Raw genomic sequence first — 2,391 nt, 5'->3', positions numbered from 1 at the left:
TTGCCACCTGCGCCCGGGTGCGGGAGCTGGCAGACTGCCCGATCGTATTCCTCACCGCAAAAGTGGGGGAGGAGGACGTGGTGCGCGGCCTGGCCCTGGGGGGCGACGATTATCTGCTGAAGCCTTTCCGGCTGGCGGAGCTGCGGGCACGGGTAAATGCGCACCTGCGGCGGCAGGGGCGCGCGCCGGCCCGCCGGCTGGTCCGGGGAGCCTTTCAATTCGACCTGGCCGGGCGGGCGCTGTACGCAGGCGGCCAGGCACTGCCGCTGACGCGGGGGGAGTATTCTTTGTGCGAGCTGTTGGCGGTGCGGCCCGGCCAGGTGTTCAGCCGGGAGCAGCTGTACGAGGCGGCGTTTGGCTATGAGAGCGAGGCCGACCCCGCCGCCGTGACCGAGCATATCAAAAATATCCGGGCAAAACTGCGGCCCTTTGGGCAGCCTGTGGAAACGGTGTGGGGAGTGGGGTATAAATGGAAAAGCGAAGGGTGAAAAAGCCCCGCGGCCTGAAATGGCTGCTGGCCAGCTATTTTTTGCAGACGGCGGTGGACTGCGTGGTTCTGCTGCTGCTGTGGTGGATGGGAATGGGCTTTTTTATCCGCTTTTTGGTCTACCCGGCGAATGCCGCGCAGCAGGCGGCGCAGGCGGCGAGCCAGGCTATTTTGGAAAACGAGGCGTTTTTGCCGGAGCTTGTGGACCCACTGTGCCGCTATATTGTGTTCGGGCCCGGGGGTGAGGTTCTGCAGACCGACATGAGCGCGGGGGAACAGGAACAGGCGCAGAGCAATTATCGCGGTGATTCCATGCAAAACGGCTTTTTTTACCCCAAGTTCTATGCCCACAGCCGGCTGGAAAACGGGCAAACGGTGCTGCTGCAATACGATTTCCGGCAGCAATACCGCAACCCAGCCCTGCGCGGCCTGCCGGATTTTCAGACCTGTTACCTGCTGGCGCTGGCGCTGGTGGGGCTGTTCACAGTGTTTTTGCACACCTGGCTGTTTGCGCGGCGGCTGGAAAAAGCCATTCGAAAGCTGGCCCAGGCTGGGGGCGCCATTGCCGCGGGGGAACTGGAACAGGGGGATTTTTCCTCCACCGGCGTAAAAGAGCTGGACGGAGCGATGGCGGCCATGGATACCCTGCGCAAAAGCCTTGCCGCCAGCTTGAAGGAGCAGTGGGCGCTGCGCCGGCAGCGGCAGGCGCAGGTGGCGGCCCTGGCCCATGATCTGAAGACCCCGCTGGCGGTGATCAGCGGCAACACGGAGCTTTTGCTGGAGGAGCCCGCAGGCCAGGACGGCGGGCGCAAAGAGCTGGAAACAATCCTGCGCAGCGCGCGGCGGGCAAACGACTACCTTGCCCAGCTGGTGGGAACGGCCGCGGGCGCGGTGGAGGAAAAGCCCCGCCCGGTGGAGCTTTTGCCGCTGCTGGAGGAACTGGAGGGGACGGCAAAGGCGCTGGGCGCTCAAAAGGGCGTGCGGTTTTGCCTGGACCGGCGGCAGGAGGGGCGGATTGTGACCGGGGAGGCAGGCCTGCGGCGGGCGCTGACAAACCTTTTGGACAATGCCGCCCGCTATGCGCCCAAGGACGGGCTGGTGGAGCTGACCGCACGGCTGGAACAGGGCGGCGTGACCTTTGAAGTGAGGGATAACGGCCCGGGTTTTTCGGCCGAAGCGCTGCGGCGGGCGGGAGAACTGTTTTATACCCAGGATGGGGCCCGCGGCGGCGGCCATTTTGGGTTTGGGCTTGCCTTTGCGGCCGAGTTTGCCCGGGGGCAGGGGGGGGCTCTGAGGCTGGAAAACGGGCCCCAGGGCGGCGCCCGGGTGAGCCTGTGGCTTCCGCAGCCGCAGCCCGGCCCGGCGGGATGAGGTTTGGAAAAAGGCGGTTTACATCCATTCGTGTTTATGGTATGATAAATAGGAAATAAAACCGCATTACGAAGGTGCGGATGCTTTTTGGAACGACCGTTCCCACAATCGAATCAGCATGTGAAATGATGCCACGAAGGCATGCCGCCCCGCCGAAAGCGTGTGGGCAAGCTCTTCGTGGCAGCTTTTTGTTGCCCGGCAATAAAAAGCTGTTAAAAATGATGTGAAAGTGAGTTTGGAACCGATGAAAAAGTTTCTTTGCATTGTTTTGGTCTTCGCAATGCTGGCGTTGGCCGGCTGCGGGGCGGCGCCTGGGGCGGGCAACGCTTCCCGTCCGGCATCCGGTGGCGGGGCCGAAAAGAACAACGTGGTGGTGGCCATGAACACCGAGAGCGAGCCGGAGGCGGGGTTTGACCCGGCTTACGGGTGGGGCGCCGGCGAGCACGTGCACGAGCCGCTCATTCAAAGCACCCTCACGGTCACGAACGCCGACCTTTCGATCGGGTTTGACCTGGCAACAGGTATGGAAGCAA

The 2,391-nt window shown here is 63.3% G+C and carries 2 protein-coding genes and 1 pseudogene; all 3 read left to right on the top strand.

Going from position 1 to position 2,391, the window contains the following annotated elements; translation table 11 throughout:
* Nucleotides 1-488, top strand: a 488-nt coding sequence (locus ACMLHZ_RS10135; RefSeq protein WP_418667608.1) for a winged helix-turn-helix domain-containing protein, incomplete at its 5' end; no start/stop codon positions are given.
* On the top strand, nt 470-1,858 hold the full coding sequence (locus ACMLHZ_RS10130) for a sensor histidine kinase (protein WP_418667607.1): 1,389 nt from the start codon (nt 470-472) through the stop codon (nt 1,856-1,858). The genes ACMLHZ_RS10135 and ACMLHZ_RS10130, both read left to right, overlap by 19 nt.
* A 244-nt stretch (nt 1,859-2,102) precedes the next feature.
* Nucleotides 2,103-2,391: pseudogene (locus ACMLHZ_RS10125) on the top strand (ABC transporter substrate-binding protein); the annotation flags it as partial.

Source organism: Allofournierella sp. (genome assembly GCF_048388525.1).
Taxonomy (GTDB): domain Bacteria; phylum Bacillota; class Clostridia; order Oscillospirales; family Ruminococcaceae; genus BQOK01.
Note: the sequence above shows the minus strand (reverse complement) of the source record. Positions and strands in the feature narration are given on the sequence as shown.

What these genes read in the sequence shown, in the direction of transcription:
- ACMLHZ_RS10130 (WP_418667607.1), top strand. Translation starts at nt 470, where the DNA reads ATGGAAAAGCGAAGGGTGAAAAAGCCCCGCGGCCTGAAATGGCTGCTG.